The 22,908-nt window shown below is 63.9% G+C and carries 20 protein-coding genes and 1 pseudogene; 14 read left to right on the top strand and 7 right to left on the bottom strand.

Features of this window, described 5'->3' with window-relative positions; translation table 11 throughout:
* Positions 1–25 precede the first annotated feature (25 nt).
* From WD006_RS13280 to WD006_RS13260, 5 genes are all read left to right on the top strand, one after another.
* Positions 26–859, top strand: a complete 834-nt coding sequence (locus WD006_RS13280) for an EAL domain-containing protein (protein WP_029306449.1) — start codon at positions 26–28, stop codon at positions 857–859.
* 301 nt (positions 860–1,160) lie between these two features.
* Positions 1,161–1,715, top strand: coding sequence for a fimbrial protein (locus tag WD006_RS13275; protein WP_011519383.1), 555 nt, complete (start codon positions 1,161–1,163; stop codon positions 1,713–1,715).
* A 77-nt stretch (positions 1,716–1,792) separates the two neighbouring features.
* Positions 1,793–2,548: a fimbria/pilus periplasmic chaperone gene (locus WD006_RS13270; protein ID WP_029306448.1), complete on the top strand. Its 756-nt coding sequence runs from the start codon at positions 1,793–1,795 to the stop codon at positions 2,546–2,548.
* 114 nt (positions 2,549–2,662) lie between these two features.
* Positions 2,663–5,266: a fimbria/pilus outer membrane usher protein gene (locus WD006_RS13265; RefSeq protein WP_029306447.1), complete on the top strand. Its 2,604-nt coding sequence runs from the start codon at positions 2,663–2,665 to the stop codon at positions 5,264–5,266.
* Between the two features lie 238 nt (positions 5,267–5,504).
* Positions 5,505–6,596, top strand: a complete 1,092-nt coding sequence (locus WD006_RS13260) for a fimbrial protein (RefSeq protein WP_080711343.1) — start codon at positions 5,505–5,507, stop codon at positions 6,594–6,596.
* A gap of 244 nt (positions 6,597–6,840) precedes the next feature.
* On the opposite strand, the pseudogene WD006_RS13255 reads toward WD006_RS13260, so the two are convergent.
* From WD006_RS13255 to WD006_RS13240, 4 genes and pseudogenes are all read right to left on the bottom strand, one after another.
* A pseudogene (locus WD006_RS13255) lies at positions 6,841–7,538 on the bottom strand (alpha/beta hydrolase).
* A gap of 137 nt (positions 7,539–7,675) precedes the next feature.
* Positions 7,676–7,807, bottom strand: a complete 132-nt coding sequence (locus WD006_RS13250; RefSeq protein WP_080711342.1) for a DUF2474 domain-containing protein — start codon at positions 7,805–7,807, stop codon at positions 7,676–7,678.
* A gap of 10 nt (positions 7,808–7,817) precedes the next feature.
* Positions 7,818–8,825: a cytochrome d ubiquinol oxidase subunit II gene (cydB, locus tag WD006_RS13245; protein ID WP_011519377.1), complete on the bottom strand. Its 1,008-nt coding sequence runs from the start codon at positions 8,823–8,825 to the stop codon at positions 7,818–7,820.
* Between the two features lie 4 nt (positions 8,826–8,829).
* Positions 8,830–10,263 carry a cytochrome ubiquinol oxidase subunit I gene (locus tag WD006_RS13240; protein ID WP_029306445.1) on the bottom strand — a complete coding sequence of 478 codons (1,434 nt, stop codon included), beginning with the start codon at positions 10,261–10,263 and terminating at the stop codon, positions 8,830–8,832.
* Between the two features lie 179 nt (positions 10,264–10,442).
* On the opposite strand from WD006_RS13240, the gene WD006_RS13235 reads away from it, so the two are divergent.
* The 4 genes from WD006_RS13235 to WD006_RS13220 all read left to right on the top strand — a co-directional run bounded on the left by WD006_RS13235 (position 10,443) and on the right by WD006_RS13220 (position 15,114).
* Complete coding sequence (locus tag WD006_RS13235; RefSeq protein ID WP_029306444.1) at positions 10,443–11,843, top strand: PLP-dependent aminotransferase family protein; 1,401 nt, start codon at positions 10,443–10,445, stop codon at positions 11,841–11,843.
* 399 nt (positions 11,844–12,242) lie between these two features.
* Positions 12,243–13,265, top strand: coding sequence for a cyclase family protein (locus WD006_RS13230; RefSeq protein ID WP_029306443.1), 1,023 nt, complete (start codon positions 12,243–12,245; stop codon positions 13,263–13,265).
* Positions 13,266–13,287: 22 nt separating this feature from the next.
* Complete coding sequence (locus WD006_RS13225; RefSeq protein ID WP_029306442.1) at positions 13,288–14,097, top strand: SDR family NAD(P)-dependent oxidoreductase; 810 nt, start codon at positions 13,288–13,290, stop codon at positions 14,095–14,097.
* A 27-nt stretch (positions 14,098–14,124) separates the two neighbouring features.
* The gene (locus WD006_RS13220; protein ID WP_029306441.1) at positions 14,125–15,114 is read left to right on the top strand and encodes a tripartite tricarboxylate transporter substrate binding protein; all 990 of its coding nucleotides are present in this window, start codon (positions 14,125–14,127) and stop codon (positions 15,112–15,114) included.
* A gap of 27 nt (positions 15,115–15,141) precedes the next feature.
* On the opposite strand, the gene WD006_RS13215 is transcribed toward WD006_RS13220, so the two are convergent.
* Entirely contained in the window at positions 15,142–16,167 is a 1,026-nt protein-coding gene (locus WD006_RS13215) for a substrate-binding domain-containing protein (protein WP_011519371.1), read from the bottom strand.
* Positions 16,168–16,305: 138 nt separating this feature from the next.
* Here WD006_RS13215 and WD006_RS13210 point away from each other — a divergent pair, with 138 nt between their 5' ends.
* From WD006_RS13210 to WD006_RS13190, 5 genes are all read left to right on the top strand, one after another.
* Positions 16,306–17,871 carry an AMP-binding protein gene (locus tag WD006_RS13210; RefSeq protein WP_011519370.1) on the top strand — a complete coding sequence of 522 codons (1,566 nt, stop codon included), beginning with the start codon at positions 16,306–16,308 and terminating at the stop codon, positions 17,869–17,871.
* Positions 17,872–17,886: 15 nt separating this feature from the next.
* The gene (locus WD006_RS13205; protein WP_011519369.1) at positions 17,887–18,699 is read left to right on the top strand and encodes an SDR family NAD(P)-dependent oxidoreductase; all 813 of its coding nucleotides are present in this window, start codon (positions 17,887–17,889) and stop codon (positions 18,697–18,699) included.
* 11 nt (positions 18,700–18,710) lie between these two features.
* Positions 18,711–19,694 carry a Bug family tripartite tricarboxylate transporter substrate binding protein gene (locus tag WD006_RS13200; protein ID WP_011519368.1) on the top strand — a complete coding sequence of 328 codons (984 nt, stop codon included), beginning with the start codon at positions 18,711–18,713 and terminating at the stop codon, positions 19,692–19,694.
* 13 nt (positions 19,695–19,707) lie between these two features.
* A complete protein-coding gene (locus WD006_RS13195) occupies positions 19,708–20,466 on the top strand; it encodes a citryl-CoA lyase (RefSeq protein WP_029306440.1) in 759 nt (252 codons plus the stop codon).
* A gap of 253 nt (positions 20,467–20,719) precedes the next feature.
* Positions 20,720–21,184, top strand: a complete 465-nt coding sequence (locus WD006_RS13190; protein WP_011519366.1) for a PRC-barrel domain-containing protein — start codon at positions 20,720–20,722, stop codon at positions 21,182–21,184.
* On the opposite strand, the gene WD006_RS13185 is transcribed toward WD006_RS13190, so the two are convergent.
* Together WD006_RS13185 and WD006_RS13180 are read right to left on the bottom strand one after the other, a co-directional pair.
* Positions 21,166–21,447 (bottom strand): BON domain-containing protein, encoded by a 282-nt coding sequence (locus tag WD006_RS13185; RefSeq protein ID WP_008651028.1) that lies wholly within the window; start codon positions 21,445–21,447, stop codon positions 21,166–21,168. The genes WD006_RS13190 and WD006_RS13185 overlap by 19 nt on opposite strands.
* A gap of 296 nt (positions 21,448–21,743) precedes the next feature.
* Entirely contained in the window at positions 21,744–22,901 is a 1,158-nt protein-coding gene (locus WD006_RS13180) for an iron-containing alcohol dehydrogenase (RefSeq protein ID WP_029306439.1), read from the bottom strand.
* Positions 22,902–22,908: the final 7 nt, after the last annotated feature.

The raw sequence follows: 22,908 nt of genomic DNA, 5'->3' as shown, positions 1-22,908 counted from the left end.
GTCTGGTAAATCCGAGTGTCCTCAAATGCAGGTCGCCGAGGACACCATGGAATCCTGGTGGGCGCCGGAATTGCTACAGGTGGAAGTGCTACGCAACGCGATAGATTGTGGCGAATTCGTGGCTTGCTATCAGCCGCAGTTCGATCTGGATGGGGGGCATTTGCGCGGAGTAGAAGCGCTCGCGCGCTGGGCGCGTCCCGGCTTCGGCATGATTCCGCCGGCCGCATTCCTGGGGGCGTTGCGTGAGCACGATCTGCTGTCCGAACTGACGATCGTGATGATCTGGCACGCAGCCGCGGCGGTGCGCCGTTGGGAGAAGGGCGGACTTGCGCTTCCGATCTCGATCAATGCGGAGTGGCGCTGCCTGGAAACCGGCAGGCTGCACGTGGCGCTGCGATCCGCCTGCCAGCATTTCGGCATCTCCATGCGTAGCCTGCATGTCGAAGTGTCCGAGCAAACGGAAGTCAATGACCTAATGACGGCGCGGGACGCCATTCGGGCGCTCAGGGCAGAAGGCGTGAGCATCGCGCTGGACGACTTCGGGACGGGCACCACTTCATTGCAGCTGCTTCGCCATATCGAGTGTGACTCGATCAAGCTCGACCAGTCGCTGGTGAAGAACATTGGACGTGACCCGCGCGCCGCATCCCTGCTGGGCAGCGTTATCGGCATGGTGCGCGCAATGGGCCTCAAGGCCATCGCCGAAGGGGTGGAAAACTTCGATGACCTGGAGTGCCTGATCAGACTTGGCTGCCATCAGGCTCAGGGATTTCTGCTGGGAGCGCCGATGCCGGAGGCCCGCCTGGCCCATCAGTTCTTTAAGCGCCAGGTATCGGCGCGCTGGAAACCGGAAATGTGAGGTTTTCGCCGGGTCACGAATAACTGATTCTCATGATTCGGATTTTCTCTATTTGAGCAGGAAACGTCGCTCAATGGGGTTGATGGATTATCTACTGCAGGATTGAATGACATTGCAGCGAATTTTAAGGCTTGCCCTATTTGAGTGCAATGTCGGTTGAACCAATAATGTTGTTGGGGGCCGGCGGAGAATGAGAGGTGGAAAGGAAGTGCATTCTCCGATCCGCGGCAGCATTTTGTTTTCGATCTCTGGCTAGGCCCTCCGTCTATATTTTTGATTCCTGTCTCTTGATAATTCCGATATGAAAACCAAGCTTATTTCCGCCACGATCGTAGCCATCGCCGCCATGGGTGCCCAACTCGCCCATGCCGCGCCGGACGGCACTATCACGTTCAACGGCAACATCACCGCCACGACCTGCAAGATCAACGGTGGCACCGCGCCGGTGAACTTCACGGTCACGATGCCGACCGTTTCGACGACCACGCTGAACGCCCTGGACGCGACCGCCGGCCGCACGGGCTTCCGGATTGCGCTGACGAACTGCACGCCGGCCACGGGCAACGTCCACACGTTCTTCGAGGCAGGTTCCACCGTCAATCTGGGCACTGGTCGACTGATCAACGCTGGCTCGGCCACGGCAGTCGAAATCGAACTGCTGAACAAGGACACCTCGGTCATCACCGTGGGTGCCTCGGATGGCGTTGGTGCCGGTCTGCAGAACTCGAAGTCGGTGCCGATCACCGCTGGCGCCGCCAATCTGGACTACTACGCGCAGTATCACTCGACCTCGGCCGCCGGCTCGGGTGCGGGCGCCGTCAGCTCGACGGTGACGTACGACATTTCCTACAACTAAGCAGTCTGCCGGGATGGCGCCTTGGCGTCTGTCAGGGGGCCATCCGGCTTCAGCACACCGAATTCGCATTAGCTGTCATGAAAACTAGGTCAACGATTCAATCCGCGTTGGCCGCCGGGATGCTTGTATTGGGCCTTACGGGTTCTGCAGCGCACGCCTCGGTGGTCCTGGGCGGCACGCGCGTCATACTCGACGAGAAAGACAAGGAAGCCACGATCCGGGCATCCAATGAAGGCAATACGCCGGCATTGATCCAGACGTGGGTGGACAAGGGCGATCCGAAGGCTTCGCCGACATCCATCGAAGTGCCATTTTCGGTGATGCCTCCGGTGGCGCGTATCGATCCGAGCAAGGGGCAGACACTGCGGGTGCTCTACACCGGCGAGCCACTGCCAACGGACAAGGAGTCCGTGTTCTGGCTGAACGTGCTGGAAATCCCCCCGAAAGCCACGGGTGACCTAGCGGAAGCCAATCGTCTGCAACTTGCGTTCCGCACCCGCGTCAAGCTCTTCTACCGACCCACCGGCCTGGTGGGCACCGCAGCGGAAGCACCGTCGCGCGTGACCTGGCGCATCAAGTCTGCGGGCAAGACACTGGCGCTCGAAGCGACCAATCCGACGGGCTATCACGTCTCGTACGCCGGCATGGATGTGTCCGCGGGAGGCAAGACGGTTCGCAATCAGGAGGGCGGCATGATCGGCCCCGGCGAAACGAAGACGTTTCCTCTCGATGGTGAAGCGGGTTTGGGTGCCAATGGCAGCGTGCACTATCGCGCGATCAATGACTGGGGTGGCCCGATAGAGGGCGATGCTCCGGTAGTCCCGGCCAGTTGATCCATCAGCGCTGGCGCTGACAGCCGGCGTCCGAGGTTTCCTTTCAAGACAGTCCACCGATGCGGGCCGCGTGCTCCGCAGGGGCGGCCGTTTGTCCAAATTCTCCGAGTGGCCATGAAGCCGGTATCAAGAATCCCTCATTCGATCCCAAGTCGCCTGTGTCAGGTGAGCGCAGTCGTGCTCTCGATGTTCGCGGGGGCGGTAGTCACGCCCGCCATGGCCACTTCCACGGACGCGCCGGTGGGCGTGACGATAGCCGCCGTGGAATTTAACGATACCTTTCTTCACAGCCCGGACGGGATGCGGCTGGATATCTCCCGATTCAATCAGGGCAACTTCGCGACCCCAGGCAGCTACCGTGCCGACCTGTATGTCAATGATGCCTGGCTGGGCCGCGCCGAAGTCAACCTTCGCGCGATTGGGGATGACGCGCACAACGTGCAGCCTTGCTTCGATCACGACATGCTCGAACGTATGGGCGTCGATCTCGCCAAGCTGCCGCCAGAGGCAATCGCGCGGCTCCAGGATGGGTCTGGCTGCGAGCAGATTCCCGCGCTGATCCCCGCAGCCACCGCGACGTTCGATACTGGAGAGCAACGTCTTGACGTGAGCATCCCGCAACTCTATATCAGGCGTTCCGCGCGCGGTTACGTCGATCCGAAGTACTGGGATGAGGGAATCCCCGCCGCGCGGCTGCAGTACAACGCCAATGCCTATCATTCGGACAGCTCGGGTGTCTCTTACACACAAGGTTTCGTGGGGCTCGACGCCGGATTGAACCTCGGGCCATGGCGGTTCCACCACAACGGTAACCTGTCGTATAGCAGTGGCGGAGGGCAGCCGGACGCCACGCACTACCAGGCGGTGCAGACAAACCTGCAACGCTCTATCAACGAGATCAAGAGCCAGCTCACACTGGGCGATGCCTTCACCGATGGCCGGATGTTCGACAGTTTCGGCTTTCGTGGTGTCCAACTGGCGACCGATGACCGCATGTATCCGGACTCGCAACGCGGATACGCGCCGACGATCCATGGCATCGCCAACAGCAATGCGCGGGTACAGATTCGCCAGAACGGCAACATCATTTACGAAACCACGGTCGCCCCAGGTGCGTTCGAGATCAACGATCTGTATCCAACCGGCTACGGCGGCGACATCGACGTGGTGGTGACCGAAGCAGATGGGTCGCAACATGTCTCCCGCGTGCCGTTCGCGCCGATGGCCAATGCGCTGCGCCCGGGTGTGACGCGCTATGGCGTGACGGCCGGGCAGTTCCGCAATACCAGCATCTCAAGCAAGCCCGGCGTGTTCCAGGCCACGATCCAGCGCGGTCTGTCGAACATGTTCACCGCCTACGGTGGCGCGCTGGTGTCCGAGGGCTACTGGTCCGCGCTGGCGGGTCTGGCCATGAGCACGGATTTCGGCGCAATCGGCCTCGATGTCACACAAGCGTCGACACACCTGACTTCGGAGCCGGATCGTAGCGGGCAAAGCATCCGGCTGTCGTACAGCAAGCTGGTTGCCCCGACCAATACCAACCTGACGCTGGCGGCCTATCGCTACTCGACGCGCGGCTATCTGGGCTTTTCGGACGCGGTGATACTGCGCGATCTTGATGCACGCGGGCTCGGCTTTGCTGCGGTGGGGACGGTGCGTGGCCGGCTGCAGGTGATGGTCAATCAGATGCTTCAGGCAGGCTACGGCAGCTTCTATCTGTCGGGATCGACCCAGGACTACTGGAACCGGGACGGCCGGGACACGCAGTTCCAGGCCGGTTACAGCAATATCTACAGGGGCGTCAGCTACGGGATTTCGGCGGCCAGGCAACTCAGCCTCAATACCGGCAGGTGGGACAACCGCGTGATGCTGACCCTGACGGTACCGCTTGGCAAGACACCATTCGCGCCGTACTCGACGACCAGCCTGCAGAAGGACTCGCGGGGTGCAACCAGCTTGCAGGAGACCCTTTCCGGGACGGTCGGCGCCGATCATGCGCTGTCGTACTCGGTCTCCGCGAATCATGCCAGCGGTGGCGACTCGCCTACCAACAACAGCGCCAGCCTGAACGCCTCCTACATATCGAGGATGGCTACGCTATCGGGCAACGTGAGCAAGGGCACGAACTACACGCAGGTGGGCGTGGGCATTGCAGGCGGTGTCGTGGCTTACCAGGGCGGCGTCACGTTCGCCCCGCGCTTCGGCGATACCGTCGCGGTTGTCGAGGCCAAGGATGCGGTGGGCGCGCAGGTGCTCAACGATACGGGCCTGCGTATCGATCGATGGGGGCACGCGGTGGTCTCGAATCTGACCCCGTTCTCGCGCAACGAGATCAACCTCGATCCGAAGGGATTGCCGCTGAACGTCGAACTGAAGTCGACCATGCAGAACGTTGCCCCGACAGCGGGCGCCGTGGTGAAGGTGCTGTTCGAAACCGATAACCCGGGTCGTGCCGTGGCGCTGCGCATCAAGCTGCCAGACGGCAGCCCGCTGCCGTTCGGTGCGGAAGTGCTGGACGACAGTGGCCGGTCCTTCGGCACCGTGGCTCAGGGTGGATTGGCGATCCTGCGTGGGGTGAAGGATGACAGCGGAACGTTGCTGGCCAAGTGGGGCGCGGGACCGAAGGATTCGTGTTCGATGTCCTATGCATTGCCCGGCGTCGACACCGCCCCTGCCGGGTTGGTGCAGGCGGGTGCGGAGTGCCGGCCGAACCCGTGATCGTCACGGGTCAGGGGCATGGTGAATCGGGTGTGGAACGACGCCAGGCCGTCGTGATGCGTTGGGGCCGGAAATGCGGCCATCCACGCTGGTGCGCAGATCGTCTCCTGCTGCTGCGGCAGTGGCGTTGTGGTCGTGCCGGGCGTGTATTCCACAGGCGTGGCCGGCATTGGCATTCGCCTGGGAAATTCTGGCGGACAAGCGATGACGAATGCTGCGGTGAATACTGGGATTGAAAATGATTAGTGAAATTGTAAAGAGCGTCTTCAGAAATCTGCCGATTGGCAGGAGCAATTCTCTTCGGGTGCCAGCGTATCGGCACAACAGAGCCGGCACCAATTACGGCTTTCTTGTAAGGATGCTTGCCGTTCTGGCTTTCGCAATGGGAATTCAATCCTCGGCATACGCTTTCGCCTGTACGAATATAAGCGGCTTACCGAATGCGATCAGCTATCCAGGCACTGTTGCCGTACCGTCCAGCTTGTTGCCAGGAGATACCATTCCAGGCACGGTGCGCGCATTCTCGATATCGGGAACCTGTACCATTGGCGTGGGCTCGCCGCAAACGATCCAGGTAGGCAGCGCCATCGTTGCGTGCACCATGGATGGTGGCTCGACGGAAGTCATGTCTGGTGTTTATACGACTGGCGTTAGTGGAGTCGGGATGCGGCTGCGAAATAGCGCTGGAACCCCCATCGTCAACGGTTCCGGACAGGCCTGCTTCTCGTCCATTGCGCAGATTGGTGCGGGAGGCAGTTACAACTTCTCCGGCACGTTGGAGTTAGTCAGAATTGCGGGCCCGATTGTCAACGGATCGGTCATGAACAACGCAGCCTGGGCGTTTGGTGTCTATAACACCAACAAAGTGCTCAAGGATGACAACATCACTGTCAGCCAGATTTATCCGGCTGGCGCCATTGCGCTGAAAAGCATCGCCTGCTCAACCACTTTCCCGGCGGTGGTGCAACTCCCGACGGTCAATCAGGGGGCACTCTCTGCCGGACCCGCGGGGGCCACGGCATTCGCCATCGGGCTCAGATGCGACACTGGCGCCCAGGTCGGTATTTCGCTCGATGCCGCTGCCGGATTGAGTGTGATTGATGCGAACAACGGCATATTGAGCGTGCAGACCGGCGGTGCTGGGGGCGTGGGCGTGCAGATCGTCGACCAACACCAGGCGCCTGTACGCTTGCAGTCACGCGTCGATATGGGCACGATCAGCGCCAATGTTCAGAACAGCTTTCCCTTTTTGGCACGCTACATTCGGGTCGGGACCGTAACAGCAGGTGCCGTGACTTCTGCAATGACCTTCACGTTTGACTACCAGTAGGCCCTGGCGGGGTTAAGTCTTGACATGAAAGGGCTCCACCCCTCGGCCTTCCCAAGCACACGCTGATGCCGGTTCGAACCTGACCTCATATCGCCAGTTAGCGTTGGCGGCTGGCGGCTGGCGGGTGATCGGCCAGTTTGGCTAGTTGCGGGGCCAGCGTTGGTGGCAGCGCGGCCCGCCTTGCGCCTTGGGGCAAGGCGGGATCCGTCGCGTGAGCGCTACGTCCCCTTGGCACGACGAGGCATCAGCCCTGGCTCGCCGTGGCGGCGGCCTCGTCGATGAACGCTGCGATCTCCGCAGGCCGGGAGGCCAGCGATGCATGGCTGGCGTCCAGCGTGATGACCTTCCTGGCGTTGAGCCGGGTGGACATCATGGTCTGGTTGGCCGGCGCAATCATTCTGTCTTCGCTGGAGATCTGGTACCACGATGGCTTGGCCTTCCATGCTGGCACGGCGATGGTGTCGCCGAAGGTGCTGGCAACGGGCGCCTTCTGGGGACGGCCATGACCAGGGCCTCGTCGGCGGACAGATCCTGGCAGAAGCTCTCATGAAACTTGTCGGCCTTCAGCCACAGATACCCGTCGCTGTCGGGCGCAAGGTTGGGCGCTGCAGCCGGCAGGCATTGCTGCGTGATGCCGCCGGGACTTTCTCCGGCATCCGGGGCGAATGCCGCGATATAGACGAGCCCCACCACATTCGGCTGGTTGCCCGCCTGCGTGATCACAGCGCCACCGTACGAGTGGCCCACCAGCAGCACGGGGCCGGCCTGCTGCGCAATCATCTTTCGGGTACGTTCGGCATCGTCGGCCAGTGAGGTCAGCGGCATCTCGACGGCGTGAAGGGACGTATGCCCCTTGCGTGCAAGCTCGACGATGACTTTGCCCCAGTGGGCGGCGCCTCCCCAGAACCCATGTACCAGAATGATGGTGGGCTTGTTGCTCATGATGCGACTCCTGTCTGTCTACGGTTTTGCTGGTCACCGAGGTTTTCGGCGTGCGCGGCCCTTCGGCGGGGGCAAACCGCGCCCGCATCCGGTCCGCGAATTCGGATCCGGAATGCCGGAACAACTATAGAAGCCGGTTACCGATGCATGCCAGCCATCTGCATGAGCAGGCGGAGCACCAGGGCTGCCACGCCCAGCCCGGCCACGCTGCAGGTCCAGATGAGCAGAAGCCAGCCAGTCCGGCGCGCCCAGTCAGGAAAGTGCGACATGTCGGGTCTCCTAGTGGTAGCCATCGCCGACGCGGACCTTGCCGCGGAACACGTAGTAGGACCACACCGTGTACATCAGGATGAACGGAATCACGAACAGCGCGCCGACCAGCGCGAAGCCCTGGCTTTGCGGCGGCGCGGCGGCGGCCCAGATCGAGACCGATGGCGGCACGATGTTGGGCCACACACTGATGGCCAGGCCGCTGTATCCCAGGAAAACCAGCCCGAGCGTGAAGAGGAACGGTTGCGCATGGGTGTCCCGGCGCAAGGCACGCAGCAGGAGCACGGCGCACAGCAGCACAAGCAGGGGGACCGGCGCGAACCAGAAGAGGTTGGGCAGGCTGAACCAGCGTTCGGCGATGCGTGGCTGGGCAATCGGCGTCCAGATGCTGATGACCGCGATGATCGCGAGCAGCGCCCACACCAGCCGGGACGTCAGGGCTTTCATCCGGTCGTGCAGCGGGCCCTCGGTCTTCAGGATCAGCCACGTGCCCCCCAGCAGCGTGTAGGCGACGACCACGCCGACGCCGCAGAACAGCGGGAACGGGGCGAGCCATCCCATGGGGCTGCCCACGAAGGCGCCGTCCTTGACGGGCAGGCCATCGACGTAGGCCCCCAGCGCCACCCCCTGGAAGAACGCGGCCACCAGTGATCCGCCCATGAACGACAGATCCCATACCGGGCGTTCGCGGTCGTTGGCCTTGAAGCGGAATTCGAACGCCACGCCACGAAAGATCAGCCCCAGCAGCATCAGAACGATCGGCAGGTAGAGCGCGGACAGGACCACGGAGTAGGCCAGCGGGAACGCCGCCAGCAGGCCCGCGCCGCCCAGCACCAGCCAGGTCTCGTTGCCGTCCCAGACGGGCGCCACCGTGTTCATCATCACATCGCGGTCATGCCGGGCGGGCACGAACGGAAACAGGATGCCGATGCCGAGATCGAAGCCGTCCATCACGACGTACATCATCACGCCGAAGAAGATGATCAGAATCCAGAGCAGAGAGAGATCGATACCCATGATGTCAGCTCCTTGCTTCCGCGGGGTTCAGGCGCGTGTCGTCGTTGATGGCCGATAGCGGCCGCGCGGGTTTGTGGTCCGTTGGCGGTTCGGCATCGGATTCGAACACGTCGCCCTCGGACGGCTTCGGCCCCTTGCGTACCAGCCGCAACATGTAGGCAATGCCCACGCCGAAGACGAAGAAGTACGTAATGACGAACAGCGCCAGCGAGATCGTCAGCTGCGTGACGCTGTGCGGCGTCGCGGCATCGGCCGTCCGCATCAGGCCATACACCACCCAGGGCTGGCGGCCGATCTCCGTGGTGAACCACCCGGCGAGCAGGGCGACCAATCCTGTGGGACCCATCCAGAGCGCCATGCGCAGGAAGCCGCGATGTTCATACAGCCGCCCGCGCCAGCGCAGCCATTGGCTCCAGAGGCCGAGCAGGATCATCAGCATGCCCAGGCCAACCATCACACGGAAGCTCCAGAACAGGATCGCGGCATTGGGTCGGTCTTGCGGCGGGAAGGATTTCAGGCCCTTGATTTGCCCGTCCAGCGTGTGCGTCAGAATCAGGCTGCCCAGGCGAGGAATGCCGACTGCGAAGCGTGTTTCCTCGCGCTCCATATCTGGCCAGCCGAATATCAGCAACGGCAGTGGCTCGTCACCGTGCGACTCCCAATGGCCTTCCAGCGCGGCGATCTTCGCGGGCTGATGTTCGAGCGTGTTCAGGCCGTGCATGTCACCCACCACGGCCTGGATGGGGGCGACGATCAGTAGCATTCCCATCGCCATCGACAGCATCTTGCGGATGGCCGGATTGTTGTTGCCGCGCAGCAGATGCCATGCGGCCGATGCAGTGACGAACAGCGCAGTGGAGAGGAAGGCCGCGATGCTCATATGCACCAGGCGATAGGGGAACGACGGATTGAAGATCACGGCGAGCCAGTCGGTCGGCACCACGCGGCCATCGACGATCTCGAATCCCTGCGGGGTCTGCATCCAGCTATTGGACGCCAGAATCCACGTGGCCGAGATCAGCGTGCCCAGTGCCACCATCAGCGTGGCGAAGAAGTGCAGCCCCGGGCCGACCCGCTTCCAGCCAAACAGCATGACGCCGAGGAAGCCCGCTTCGAGGAAGAAGGCCGTCAGCACCTCGTACGCCAGCAGGGGGCCGGTGATGCTGCCCGCGAACTCGGAGAAGAAACTCCAGTTGGTACCGAACTGGTAGGCCATCACCAGTCCGGAGACCACGCCCATGCCGAAGTTCAGCGCGAAGATCTTGGACCAGAAATGATAGAGGTCGCGATAGACGGTGTTCCCGGTGCGTAGCCAGCACCCTTCCAGCACGGCAAGGTAGGACGCCATCCCGATCGTGATGGCCGGAAAAATGATGTGGAACGAGACGGTGAAGGCAAACTGAAACCGCGCCAGATCAAGGGCTTCGAATGCAGACATGGACAAATTCTCCTGGACTCATCCCGATCCGCGCCTCGCCTGTCTGGCGGCTTGCGACACCGTGAGCCCGTGGCAAAGATTCCATACAGTGATAAACTGTATGTGTTTGTGTATGGACTGTATGCGTATACTATGCCTCGGGTTCCGGGTTTGCAATGGACGATTGAAGGAAGTCGACGATGAGTGACACGAAAGGCGAACGCCGTGTGGATTGGCTGCGCCCGCTGACGCCGGGCGCAGGGCCGCGCTACATGCAGATCGCGGATTTGATTGCGCGGGCGGTGCAGACGGGCGAACTCGCCGTGGGCGACCAGATCCCGTCGCAGCGGTGGCTGGCGACGCAACTCGGGGTGGATCTCACCACGGTGACGCGTGCCTATACGGAGGCACGCAATCGTGGCCTGATCTCGTCGTTCAGCGGGCGTGGCTCGTTCGTCGCGGGCGTTGGCGAGGCGGGCGATGAGATGCGTATCGACCTGTCGATGAACACCCCACCGCAGCCGGCCAGTGGAAGCATGGGTGACGCGCTCAAGTTGGCCATTGACGAAGTGCTGGCACGGCAAGGCATCGAGGCGATGTCCGCCTACCAGGACACGTGGTCCGGCGCCTCGATCGTCCAGGCGGGCAGGGCGTGGCTGCGGCCCGCGGTTGGCGCGATGGCAGGGCAGCAGGAACTGATTGTCTGCGCGGGTACCCAGGCCGCGATCTTCAGCCTTTTGCAGTCGCGCACGCAGCGTGGGGATGCCGTCCTTGCCGAGCCGCTGACCTATCCCGGCTTTCTGCTTACCGCGCAGCAGCTCGGTTTGCGTGTCGTCGCGCTCGAAGTCGACCAGGATGGAGTGTTGCCGGACGCGATCGAACGAAGCCATCGCGAAACCGGCGCGCAGGTGATCTACCTGAATCCGACGCTCCAGAACCCGACTGCGAGCACCATGCCCGAGCACCGGCGCAAGGCCATCGGGGCCATGCTGCGCAAGCTCGGCATGACGCTGATCGAGGACGATCCCTACCGCTACCTGCTCAACGACGCGCCGCCGCCGATCGTCACCTACGAAGGGGGCGAGCGTGCGTACTATCTGACCTCGCTGTCGAAATGCCTCTGGCCGAGCCTGCGCACGTCGTTCGTCCTGTTGCCGCGCCAGCACGATGCCGCAATGCTGCAGGATGCGTTGCGCGCCTCCAGCATGGGGTGTTCGCTATTGCTGACCGCGGTGGCCGAGCACTGGATGCGCAGTGGCCAGGCCAGGCACCTGATGCTCGACATCCAGCGCGAAGTGCGCGCGCGGCAGACGCTGGCGCGCAACCTGTTGCCGAAGGACGTCAACGCACATCCCACCGGCCTGCACTTGTGGATGACGCTGCCGGCCCACTGGAATCGACAGTTGTTCGCGCTCGCGCTCGAGCAGCAGGGCGTGCTGGTGGCCTGCTCGGATGCGTTCAGCGTGGATGCGAATCCCGTGGATGCGGTGCGTCTGTCGGTCGGCGGCGCGCGTAGCCAGACGGATCTGGCTCATGCGTTGCAGCGGATCTCCACGTTGCTGCGGGAGGATCGCCGTCGAGGCGTACGGGCTATTGTCTAGTTGTCGTCCAGCAGCGCCGGGCACCTGTCTGGCACTTTGCGCCGGAGCTGTGGTCCGTCATCCATACGGGTCTTGGGTGTATGGATGGAAGCGGCGGTATCTGCAGATCTCTCGCCTTTGTCGGGTACGTCACACGGCTGCACCACTGTGCACGCGTTCTTCGGTCGTCCTGCCATATAAATCGATTCATCAGCGATGGGGGAATATCGCTCAGTCGCGCGAACTGGTCGCAATCCCTTATTGATGAAACGTTTCATTGTTGTTAGAGTCGTCCCCACAAATAGACAGACGGACGGCGGGGAGCAAGCCACGACCGCCGCGCATAAGGAGACGACGGATGACGATTGACCGCAGGGATGTCCTGTCCGCTACGCATGTGCTTGCCGGTAGAGACATGCCATGACGATTTCGCGCTGGAAGCAGCGGCCTGCTGCATCGAACTGGGGCGATTTCGGTCCCGACGATCAATTGGGGTCCCTGAACTACATCACACCCGACGTGGTGCGCAGGGCGGTGCGGGAAGTCCGCACCGGGCGCAGCCTTTGTCTGAGCCTGCCGCTCGACTATCCGGGTGGCAATGTGCTCAACCCGCGCCGGCATCCGCCACGGCTGCGGCCGACCGAGCGCGATGGCCGGCTCGTTTACAACCTTCCGCTATCGGCATCGTCGCACGAACACACCGATGTGCTGTGCGACGACTCGGTGCTGCTGCACACGCAGTACTCGACGCAATGGGACAGCTTTGCCCACGTCGGCCATCGCTTCGACGTACAGGGCGACGGCAATCCGGTGGCGGTCTACTACAACGGTTTTCGCGCCGGCGTGGACGTGGTGGGGCCGGGCGATCCCGACGGCCGGCCGATGGGCGCCCATCGGCTCGGTATCGAGACCTTCGCGGTCAAGGCGATCCAGTCGCGCGGCGTGCTGGTGGACCTGCTCGCATCGTGTGGCCGCGAGCGTGTGTACGTCGGCTATGACCATTTGATGCGCGCGCTGGACGCGGCGCGCGTCGAAGTCGAGCCCGGCGACATCCTGTGCCTCTACACCGGCTTTGCCGACATGCTGCTGGAAATGGAGCGTCAACCCGATCCCCATTTGCTCGAACGAAGCTGCGCGGTGCTCGACGGCCGCGATGCCAGGCTGCAGCAATGGATCGTCGACCAGCGTATCGCTGCGCTGTGCGCGGACAACTACGCGGTTGAGGGCATTCCCGCCACGGCGGCATCCATGCCCTGCGCGCGCTTGCCGCTGCACGAGCTGTGTCTGTTCCGCTATGGCATTCCGCTCGGTGAACTCTGGTATCTCGCGGAGCTGGCCGCTGCGCTGAAGGCCGAGGGTCGCACGCGTTTCCTGCTGACCGCGCCGCCGTTGCGCCTGCCGGGTGCGGTGGGTTCGCCAGTGACGCCCGTGGCAACGATCTGATTCCCGTTCGACAAGGAACACCATGGATTTATCCAGGCATGGCGGCACGCTGGCCGGCAAGCGCATTCTCGTCGTCGGAGGCGGGCAGGGGGGTGACGAGCAGATGGACGAGCCGGCCGGCAACGGGCGGGCCGCCTGTTGCCTGCTCGCCCGCGAAGGCGCGCATGTCGCCTGCGCGGACCGTTCTGGGGCGGCGGCGCAGCGCACGGTCGCACGCATCGCCGCGGATGGTGGACGCGCCGCTGCCATCGAGGCCGATGTCTCGCGCACCGCAGACATCCACGCGATGATTGACCAGGCCATCGAGGCGCTGGGCGGTCTGGATGCTCTGGTGCTCAACGTCGGCATCAGCCATCGGCTGCCGCTCGCCCGGCTGACCGAGGAGAGCTGGGATGCTGTCCTCGGCATCAACCTCAAGGCACACATGCTGTGCGTGCAGGTGGCGTTGCCCCGCATGACGGAGGGTGGTGCCATCGTCTTTGTTTCGTCGGTGGCGGCACGTCGGCCGAATGGGCGGAACCCTGCCTATGAAGTCTCGAAGGCAGGCCTTGGCGCGTTATGCCGCGCCGCGGCGCTCGAAGGTCAGCCAAGCGGCATCCGCGCCAACGTGGTCATGCTCGGCCTTATCGACACCCCAATGGGGCGGGCGGCATCGGCTGCGCGGCCGGACCGCACCAGCGCGCCGCTGCCGTTTGGCCGGCAAGGCACCGCGTGGGAGGTGGCGGCAGCGATTCGCTTCCTGGTGTCGGACGAATCGCGCTATGTGAATGCGATCGAACTCCCGGTGGATGGCGGGTTGTCGGCCGGCATCCAGCTTGCACCGCGCGCCTGAACGACTGATCTCGAGGAACAACCGGAGATGACCTTGGTTTCGACCCTGTCGCGGCTTGGCCGCATGATGGCGATGGTTGCACTGTTCACGGCCGCCGCTCCCACGTTCGCGGCCGACAACTGGCCATCGCGGCCCATTCGATTCGTCGTGCCGTTTCCGGCGGGCGGCACGGCCGACCTGATCGGGCGCCTGATCAGTCAGCAGTTGGCGGAGGTACTCGGCCAGCCGGTCGTGGTAGAGAACCGTGCCGGCGCCGGCGGCAATATCGGCGCGGCGATGGTGGCCAGCGCGGCGCCCGATGGCTACACCTTGCTGCAAGGGACGATTGGCACGCATGGCATCAATCCCACGTTGTACCGTCACCTGAACTTCGATCCGCAGAAGGACTTCGAGCCCGTGGCGCGTATCTCGTCGGGCACCAACGTGCTGGTTGTGAATCCCAACGTGCCGGTAAAGAGCGTGCAGGAGCTGATCGCGCTGGCGAAGAAGGAGCCGGGCAAACTGATGATGGGGTCGTCGGGCAGCGGCAGCAGCATTCATATGTCGGGCGAGCTGTTCCAGTACATGACCGGAACCAGATTCACGCACGTACCGTATCGCGGTGGCGCGCCGGCAATGACCGACCTGCTCGGCGGGCGTGTGCAACTGATGTTCGATAACTCGCCGACGGCGATTCCGCACATCCAGAAGGGCTCTCTGCGGCCGCTGGCAGTGACCAGCGCCAAGCGTCTGCCGGCGCTGCCCAACGTGCCCACGATGATCGAGGCGGGTGTGCCCGACTACGTGGTGTCGAGCTGGAGTGGCATCTTCGCGCCGGCCGGCACGCCACCCGCCATCGTCGAGAAGCTGAACCAGGCGGTTGCCACCGCGTTCCGTAGCGAGAAGCTGCGCGCGCGCTACGCCGAGGCCGGTATCGAGATCGAAGTCATGACGGTGCCCGAATTCAGGACGTTCGTGCAGAAGGAAATCGCGCGCTGGGCGACCATCGTCAAGGCGTCGGGTGCCAGCGCCGACTAACCGGTCATCGCTTTCCTGCGAGGCGATTCAGTGCCGGGCAACGGGCGCGCACGACTCGCGCAGGATCAGGTCGAACTGGATCAGCGCCTTGCGTGGCGACAGGCTGGCGTCCCCCTTGGCGGCCAGGCGTGAAAGCAGCATCTCCACGGCGTGTGCGGCTACCTCGTCCGTTGGTGTGCGCAGCACGGTCAGCGGCGGATCGTAGGTCTGCGCGAAGTCGGTATCGCCGATACCGATCACCGAGACGTCCTCCGGCACGCGCAGGCCTTGCTTGGCGATCGCGCGCAGCGTGCTGGTGAGCGTGTGGGTGCCCTGGGCAAGGAATGCCGTGGGCGGGTCAGGCAGTTGCAGCAGCCGCGTGACGTCGTCGAAAGCGGAGCTGGTGGGTGTGGGTTCCTGCAGGATCAGGTCCGGTACCGGGAGGCCGGCGGCCTTGAAGGCGGCCTTGTAGCCTTCGATCCGCCGGCGCACCGGGCGGCTCTTGACCTGCCATAGCGCCAGCGCGATGCGCGTATGGCCGAGTTCCACCAGATGATGGATCGCGGCCTTCACGCCGGCCACGTGGTCGAACAGCACGGCATCGGCATCCACTGCCAAGTCGCGGTCGTAGATTACGGCCGGCATCGACAGCCGGCGCACCGCATCGAGCACGCCCGGATGTCGCTCGTTGCCCGGCGCCAGGATAACGCCGTCCATGCCGCGTAACTGGAACGTCTGGATGATGTCGATCTCGCGTTCGGCATCGTTGAGGCCGTTCGCCAGCAGCAGCATGTATCCCTCACGCCGGAAATGTTCCTCGAGCGCGCGGAAGGCGCGTGCGTAGAGCGGGTTGGCCACGTCCGAAAACATGCATCCGATGGTCTTGCTCGTGCGCGAACGCAGCGATTGCGCCGCGTGGTTGGGGCGATACCGCAGTGCCGCGATGGCGCGATCGACGCGCTCGCGCACGTCCGGCGTGACGTTGGCGGCGCCGTTGATCACGCGCGACGCGCTACCGACCGATACACCGGCCAGGGCAGCGACGTCACGGATGCTGATCTGCTTTTCTGCCATGGGATTCCCTGAAGTTGCCAAAGAGTATAACCGACGGCCAGAGTGCTTCGGTCGCGGAGGGAAATGGCAAAACTCCGCTTGATGAAACGTTTCATTGCTGCATATAATCGCCGAACGACAACAGGAGACAGGATCGCAATGACGACACAGGAAGCCCATGTTGGCGGCACCATCGGCGAGATGATCGTTCACGCCATCGACCGGTATCCGGATCGCGTGGCATTCATCGACGGCGATGCCCGCATGACCTACCGCGCGCTCGGCGATCGCATCAGCCAGGCCATTTCCGCGTTTCGCGCGCTAGGTCTCGTGCGTGGCGATTGCGTGGTACAACTGTCGGGCAATCGGCCCGAGGTGTTCATCGTGATGGCGGCCGCCTACCTGATGGGGTTGCGATCGGTGACGCTTCACGCAATGGGGGGTGTTGACGATCACGCCTATATCGTCGACGACGCCGAAGCACGAGTGTTCATGGCCGATCCCGTCTATGCCGAGCGCGCGCTGGCATTGCGCGAGCGCTGCGCGGGTGTGGCGCACTGGTTCGGTCATGCCGACGTGCCGGGATTGCCATCGTTCTGGGACCAGGCGACATCGTTCGCGCCGGCACGGCTGGTGCCGGAAGCGCTGACCACGGACGTGATCCGGCTGGCCTATACCGGCGGCACCACCGGCAAGCCGAAGGGTGTCATGCTCGCCAATCGTTGCGTGTGGATGCAGGCGGTGTTGCTGCTGGCTGCGCGGAGCCTGCCCGATGATCTGCGGCTGCTGTGTCCCACGCCTATTTCACACGGTGCTGGCGCGATGATCGTGCCCACGCTGTGGCGCGGCGGCACCATCATCCTGCAGCACGGGTTCGACGCTGAGCGTTTCATCGATGCCGTGGAAACCCATCGTGCCAGCATGACGTTCCTGGTGCCGACCATGATCTACACGCTGCTCGATCACCCACGTGCGCGCACGGCCGATTTCTCTTCGCTGCAGACGCTTTCCTATGGCGCCTCGCCGATGGCGCCCGCGCGGATCCGCGAGGCCATCGACAGGTTCGGCCCGATCCTGGCGCAAAGCTATGGCCAGACCGAGTGCCCGAGCAACATCCTGCAACTGACGCAGGAGGATCACATGCGCACCGACGTGGACACGTCGACGTCCGCGGGGATGCCATATCCGGGTGTGACGGTGGCCCTGCTGGATGACAACGATGAACCGGTGGCGCCGGGCAGCGTTGGCGAACTCTGCGTGCGCAGCCCGCTCGTGATGGACGGCTACTGGAAGCAGCCGCAGCTGACAGCATTGGCACTGCGCAACGGCTGGCTGCACACGGGGGACATGGCCTACCGTGACCAGTTCGGCTACTACTACCTGGTCGATCGCAAGAAGGACATGATCATCTCGGGCGGATTCAACGTCTATCCGAAGGAGGTCGAGGACGTCCTGACTGGTCATCCAGGCGTAGCGGCCGCTGCGGTGATCGGCGTGCCCGACGCGAAATGGGGCGAGGCGGTCAAGGCCGTCGTGGTGCCGAGGCCGGGCGCCCAGCTCGACGTGGAGGCGCTGCGCGCGCTGGTGCGCCATGCCAAGGGCGCCGTCAATACGCCCAAGACAATCGATTTCGTCGATGCGTTGCCACTGACCGCGCTTGGCAAGCCCGACAAGAAGCAACTGCGCGAACGCTACTGGGGCGGCATGGGCCGCGCCGTCAACTGATAACGGAGACACGCGATGGAACAGATTCCAGATCCACAACCGGCCAGCCGGTCCCTGAAGGGCCGCGTGGCGATCGTGACCGGCGCGGGGTCTCGCGCGGATGGCATCGGCAATGGCCGCGCCGCTGCCATTCTGCTGGCGCGCGATGGCGCCCGCGTGGCGCTGATCGACAGCGTGCGCGAATGGGCTGAGGTGACGCACCGGATGATCGTGGAGGAGGGCGGCGAGGCCGAGGTCATCGCCTGCGACGTGAGTCGTGATGAAGATTGCCGGAGCGCCGTGGCGCGCGCGGTGGAACTCTGGGGGCGCGTCGATATCCTGGTCAACAACGTCGGCATCGGCGGACCGCAAGGCACTGCCGAGGACGTCGATCTCGAAGCGTGGGATCAGGCGCTGCGCATCAACGTGACCTCGATGATGCTGATGGCACGTCATGCGATTCCGCACATGCGCGCGCAAGGCAAGGGTGCGATCGTCAACGTGGCGTCGGTGGCGGGGCTGATCGGCGGGCATCCGAGTCTGCTGTATCCGACCTCGAAGGGCGCGGTGGTCAACATGACACGTGCCATGGCCGCGCATCACGGCGAACAGGGCATCCGCGTCAACTGCGTGGCGCCGGGAATGGTCTACACACCCATGGTTTATGCCAAGGGGATGTCGCCAGAGAAGCGCGAGGCACGCCGCAATCGCTCGTTTCTGCGCACCGAGGGCAGCGGCTGGGATGTCGGGCAGGCCATCCGGTATTTGGTCAGCGACGAGTCTGGCTGGGTGACCGGGGCGGTGTTGCCGGTGGACGCAGGCGCCACGGCGGGCCGGCATTCGTATTGAGGAGAAGGGTGATGTCGAATTTGAATCTGTTGAGCCGCTGGGTGCGATGGACTGTGGGTGCGAGCCTTGCGATGGCCGGTATGGCCAACGCGGCGGACTACCCGACGCGGCCGATCACGCTGGTGGTGCCGTTCGCGGCGGGTGGCATTTCGGACAACCAGTCGCGGCTGATCGCCCGCAAGCTGTCCGATGCGTTGGGCCAGCCGGTGGTGGTGGAGAACCGTCCTGGCGCCAGCGGCATGGTCGGCGCCGAGTATGTCGCGCGTGCGCCGGCGGATGGCTACACGCTCTTCTACGGCACACACGGCACGCAGGCCGCCAATCTGGCGCTGTATCGCAACGCGCGCGTCGATCCGTCGCGCGAGCTGCGGGGCGTGCATTCGCTGTTCCGGCAGTCCGCCATTCTGATGACCAATGCCACATCGCCCTACCGCTCGGTGGCCGATGTCGTGAAGGCCGCCAAGGAGGCGCCCGGCAAGCTCAACTTCGCCTCGGCGGGGCAGGGCACGCAGACGCATCTGGCAGCCGCGCGATTCGAGCAGGCCGCCGGCATCAAGCTGACCCATGTTCCGTACAAGGGCCAGAGCCCGGCCATGGCTGACCTGCTGGGTGGATCGGTCGACATGATGTTCGACTATCCCGAAACCGCGCTGCCGCAAATGCGGGCTGGCAAGCTGCGTGCGCTCGCAGTCAGCGCGGGCAAGCGGCTCGAGGTCATGCCCGACGTGCCGACGATGGCCGAGTCCGGCTATCCGGGTGCGGCATTAGAGGGATGGTCCGGCATCTTCGTGCCGGCGAAGACGCCCGATGACGTCGTCGCGCGGCTTTCGTCCGAACTGGACAAGGCGACCAACGCACCCGACGTGACGGCCTCGATGGCGCGCATCGGCAGTTTTCCGATGGGGCTCGCTGACCGCAAGTTCCAGGCGTTCGTTGAGTCCGAGGTGCCGCGCTGGCGCAAGATCGTGCAGGATTCGGGCGCGCAGCCCGAGTAAGACAGGAGACGTCATGCTGAACAGTGCGATCGGCGGTGGGGATGCCGACCATATCAAGGTGCGCGGTTACGATCTTGTCGATGACCTGATGGACCAGCGGGATTTCATCGACGTGCTGTGCCTGGAGATCCTCGGCGATTTTCCTGACGCCAATCTCAAGCGCATGATCAACATGTTCCTGGTTACGTCGAGCGATCATGGACTGACGCCAAGCGCGCTGTCCACCCGGCTCACGCTGCACGGTGCGCCGGAGTCCCTGCAGGGCGCCGTCGCGGCGGGCATTCTTGGCGCGGGCAGTCGCTTTCTCGGCACGGTGGAGTACAGTGCGCGCTTTCTCGCTGGCGTTGCCACGGACGTCGGCGCGGACTGGACGGCTGAACACATGCGGGCAGCAGCGGAAGCGGCCGTGGCACGCAGTCGCGCCTCGGGCAAGCGTATTCCAGGCATTGGCCATCCGATCCACGTCGGGGGCGATCCGCGCTGCATCAAGCTGCTGAAGGTGGCTGACGAGTGCGGCTACAAAGGGCGCCACTGCGCATTGGCCCAGGAGATCGCGGCAGCGGCCACACGGGCGGCGGGCAAGCCGGTACCGCTCAATGCCACGGGCGCCAAAGGGGCGATCCTGCTGGATATGGGCATGAGCCCGGAATTTGGCAAGGGTCTCACGCTGATCGGGCGCGTGGCAGGGCTGGTGGCCCACGTGATCGAGGAGCGCGAGCATCCGATCGCGCAGGACATCTGGGATATGGCCACGGCGCAAAGCCATCGGTGAGGCCGGGTCGGACACCTTCGCGGGCGGTCGCCGATGCCGGGGCCGACATTTTTATCAGCGCTATGGCAACATGGGGCGTCCTGCGTCAGCGTGCGGCGGCTCTCGATTGCACTGCAACATGACTTGAAAGACGTCCGCGCGCGCGTCTACGATCAAGTCAGGACAGTTCGGCGTTGGCAGGTTTCAGCTCGCATGTGGCGCCGGAGATACGTCTCGCTTGTCAGTCCAACCCTTTGGTCAGGAGGAGTTGCCCATGAGTCCCATGGACCAGCAGACACCGCCCGCGGGCGCATCCGAACGCAGGGCCGCCATCATCGGCAATGTGAACCAGAAGCCCGGCAAGTGCGGGCCGTTCGTGATGGCCGCCGACACCCTGGAAGGCAACAAGGTCGTGGACCCTGCCGGCGACGAGCTCGGCACGATCGACCACATCATGCTGGACATCGTTGGGGGACGGATTGCCTATGCGGTGCTGGCGATGGGCGGGTTCCTCGGCATCGGGGAAAAGCTGCACGCGCTGCCCTGGTCGGCGCTGACCCTCGATACGCGCCGCAAGTGCTTCGTGCTGGGCGTCGAAAAGGAACGTCTCAAGGCGTCGCCGGGTTTCGACAAGGAACACTGGCCCACCATGGCCAACTCCGAGTGGGCCACCAGCATTCACGAGTACTACGGGATCTCTCCGTACTGGGAGAAGGACGGCTACGATCCCTGGGCCTGAGACGGCACCCGCGTGACGAGCAGGTTGGTGACGCCGAGAATGCCCGGCGGCGTTGCCGCGGCCTGCGCGATGCGGCGGGAAAGGTCCGAGTCTTCCACGCGCCCGGTGATGGTCACCTGGCGGTCTACCACGTGCACGGCAACGCCATCGGGCATATCGCCGCCGCACGCCTCGGCAATACACGTGCCGATACGCTCACGTAGTAGTTCATCTTCCTCGTCGGGGCTGGTCCAGGTGGACGCCTGGATTTCGGTCTGCATCATGGCAGTTCCTTGCAGGTGGTGAGGTACGCGTTGTTGGTATTAACGACGTGTCACGGGCCGGCGGCATCCTTGTAGGACACCGCCGGCGGATAGCACCCTGATAGCGCTATAGAGGCGCTATCAAAATGATTCTGGCGTCGTTGCGCGGCCTTGCCGTACTACTTGTACTGTCTGCGGCCGCGCGCCTAGCCAGAACCGCTTCGCTTCATTTTGATAGCGCCTCTTACACTGTAGTCCGAATGCGGGACCACGGCGGTTCCATGGCGGCCGCATCGTGGGCCCGTTGCCGGGGCGCGTCAGAATGCCGCGCTGTAGATCGCGAATGCGTCGGCCTCGGTAACCTCGCGCGGATTGTTGACCAGCAGGCGTGTCTGCAGCATTGCATCGCGGGCCAGACGGCCCAGATCATTTTCCTTGACGCCAACCTCGCGCAATGTGCGCGGGATGCCCGTGGCCAGCACCAGTCCCTCGATATGGGCGATCAGCGCGGCCGTCTTGGTTTCGCAGCTACCGGTGGTGCCCGGCAGTATCACGTCGGCCAGTTCCGCATACAGCTTGCTGGCTGCCGGCGCGTTGAACTTCATGACGTGCGGCAGCACGAGCGCGTTGGAGAGCCCGTGCGCGACATGGAAGATGCCGCCGATCGGATAGGCCAGCGCGTGCACGGCCGCCACCGGCGAATTGGCGAAGGCCTGGCCGGCGAACATCGCGCCGAGCAGCATGGCTTCGCGCGCGCCGTGGTCGTGGCCGTTGTCGCAGGCAAGCATCAGGTTCTGCGACAGCAGTTCCAGCGCGCGCACGGCCAGCATGTCCGAGATCGGGTTCTTCAGATGCGCGCTCGTATAGGCCTCGATCGCGTGCACCATCGCGTCGATACCGGTGGCCGCGGTCGCCGCACGTGGCAGGCCAAGCGTGAGTTCGGCGTCGAGAATGGCCAGGTCGGCCAGAAGCTGCGGCGCCACCACCCCCATCTTGGTGGTCTCTCCCGTGGTGACGATCGACACTGCAGTCACTTCCGAGCCGGTGCCGGCGGTGGTCGGCATCTGCACGAGCGGCAGCCGCGTGCCCGTGACCTTCTTCACGCCGTACATGTCCTTGAGCGACTGCGCGGCAGGAAGCAGCACGGCAATCAGCTTGGCGACGTCCATCGACGATCCGCCGCCGAGCCCGAGTACGACTTCCGCATCGGCCCGCCGCGCGCGCTCGGTGGCCTCGAGCACGATGTGCTCGGGCGGGTCGGCGATCACGTCGTCGATCAGGGTCACCTGCCAGCCGTGCTTGCCCAGGTCATCGAGCGCCGGCGAGAGCAGGCCGCTCTTCGAGAGGAAGCCGTCGGTTACCACGCAGAGGCGTTGCGATTGCGGAAAGGCCTCGCGCAGCAATGCTCCCAGCCGGCGCGCGGCGCCAAGCTCGACGATGACCGTCGGCACGGTCTGGAAACGGAACGGGTTCATGGGGTCT

The sequence above is a fragment of the Cupriavidus sp. Met-2 genome, assembly GCF_049843575.1.
Taxonomy (GTDB): Bacteria; Pseudomonadota; Gammaproteobacteria; order Burkholderiales; family Burkholderiaceae; genus Cupriavidus; species Cupriavidus metallidurans.
This window is presented reverse-complemented; position numbering and strand designations above follow the sequence as displayed.

What these genes read in the sequence shown, in the direction of transcription:
- WD006_RS13280 (WP_029306449.1), top strand. Translation starts at nt 26, where the DNA reads ATGCAGGTCGCCGAGGACACCATGGAATCCTGGTGGGCGCCGGAATTG.
- WD006_RS13275 (WP_011519383.1), top strand. Translation starts at nt 1,161, where the DNA reads ATGAAAACCAAGCTTATTTCCGCCACGATCGTAGCCATCGCCGCCATG.
- WD006_RS13270 (WP_029306448.1), top strand. Translation starts at nt 1,793, where the DNA reads ATGAAAACTAGGTCAACGATTCAATCCGCGTTGGCCGCCGGGATGCTT.
- WD006_RS13265 (WP_029306447.1), top strand. Translation starts at nt 2,663, where the DNA reads ATGAAGCCGGTATCAAGAATCCCTCATTCGATCCCAAGTCGCCTGTGT.
- WD006_RS13260 (WP_080711343.1), top strand. Translation starts at nt 5,505, where the DNA reads ATGATTAGTGAAATTGTAAAGAGCGTCTTCAGAAATCTGCCGATTGGC.
- WD006_RS13250 (WP_080711342.1), bottom strand. Translation starts at nt 7,807, where the DNA reads ATGTCGCACTTTCCTGACTGGGCGCGCCGGACTGGCTGGCTTCTGCTC.
- cydB (WP_011519377.1), bottom strand. Translation starts at nt 8,825, where the DNA reads ATGGGTATCGATCTCTCTCTGCTCTGGATTCTGATCATCTTCTTCGGC.
- WD006_RS13240 (WP_029306445.1), bottom strand. Translation starts at nt 10,263, where the DNA reads ATGTCTGCATTCGAAGCCCTTGATCTGGCGCGGTTTCAGTTTGCCTTC.
- WD006_RS13235 (WP_029306444.1), top strand. Translation starts at nt 10,443, where the DNA reads ATGAGTGACACGAAAGGCGAACGCCGTGTGGATTGGCTGCGCCCGCTG.
- WD006_RS13230 (WP_029306443.1), top strand. Translation starts at nt 12,243, where the DNA reads ATGACGATTTCGCGCTGGAAGCAGCGGCCTGCTGCATCGAACTGGGGC.
- WD006_RS13225 (WP_029306442.1), top strand. Translation starts at nt 13,288, where the DNA reads ATGGATTTATCCAGGCATGGCGGCACGCTGGCCGGCAAGCGCATTCTC.
- WD006_RS13220 (WP_029306441.1), top strand. Translation starts at nt 14,125, where the DNA reads ATGACCTTGGTTTCGACCCTGTCGCGGCTTGGCCGCATGATGGCGATG.
- WD006_RS13215 (WP_011519371.1), bottom strand. Translation starts at nt 16,167, where the DNA reads ATGGCAGAAAAGCAGATCAGCATCCGTGACGTCGCTGCCCTGGCCGGT.
- WD006_RS13210 (WP_011519370.1), top strand. Translation starts at nt 16,306, where the DNA reads ATGACGACACAGGAAGCCCATGTTGGCGGCACCATCGGCGAGATGATC.
- WD006_RS13205 (WP_011519369.1), top strand. Translation starts at nt 17,887, where the DNA reads ATGGAACAGATTCCAGATCCACAACCGGCCAGCCGGTCCCTGAAGGGC.
- WD006_RS13200 (WP_011519368.1), top strand. Translation starts at nt 18,711, where the DNA reads ATGTCGAATTTGAATCTGTTGAGCCGCTGGGTGCGATGGACTGTGGGT.
- WD006_RS13195 (WP_029306440.1), top strand. Translation starts at nt 19,708, where the DNA reads ATGCTGAACAGTGCGATCGGCGGTGGGGATGCCGACCATATCAAGGTG.
- WD006_RS13190 (WP_011519366.1), top strand. Translation starts at nt 20,720, where the DNA reads ATGAGTCCCATGGACCAGCAGACACCGCCCGCGGGCGCATCCGAACGC.
- WD006_RS13185 (WP_008651028.1), bottom strand. Translation starts at nt 21,447, where the DNA reads ATGATGCAGACCGAAATCCAGGCGTCCACCTGGACCAGCCCCGACGAG.
- WD006_RS13180 (WP_029306439.1), bottom strand. Translation starts at nt 22,901, where the DNA reads ATGAACCCGTTCCGTTTCCAGACCGTGCCGACGGTCATCGTCGAGCTT.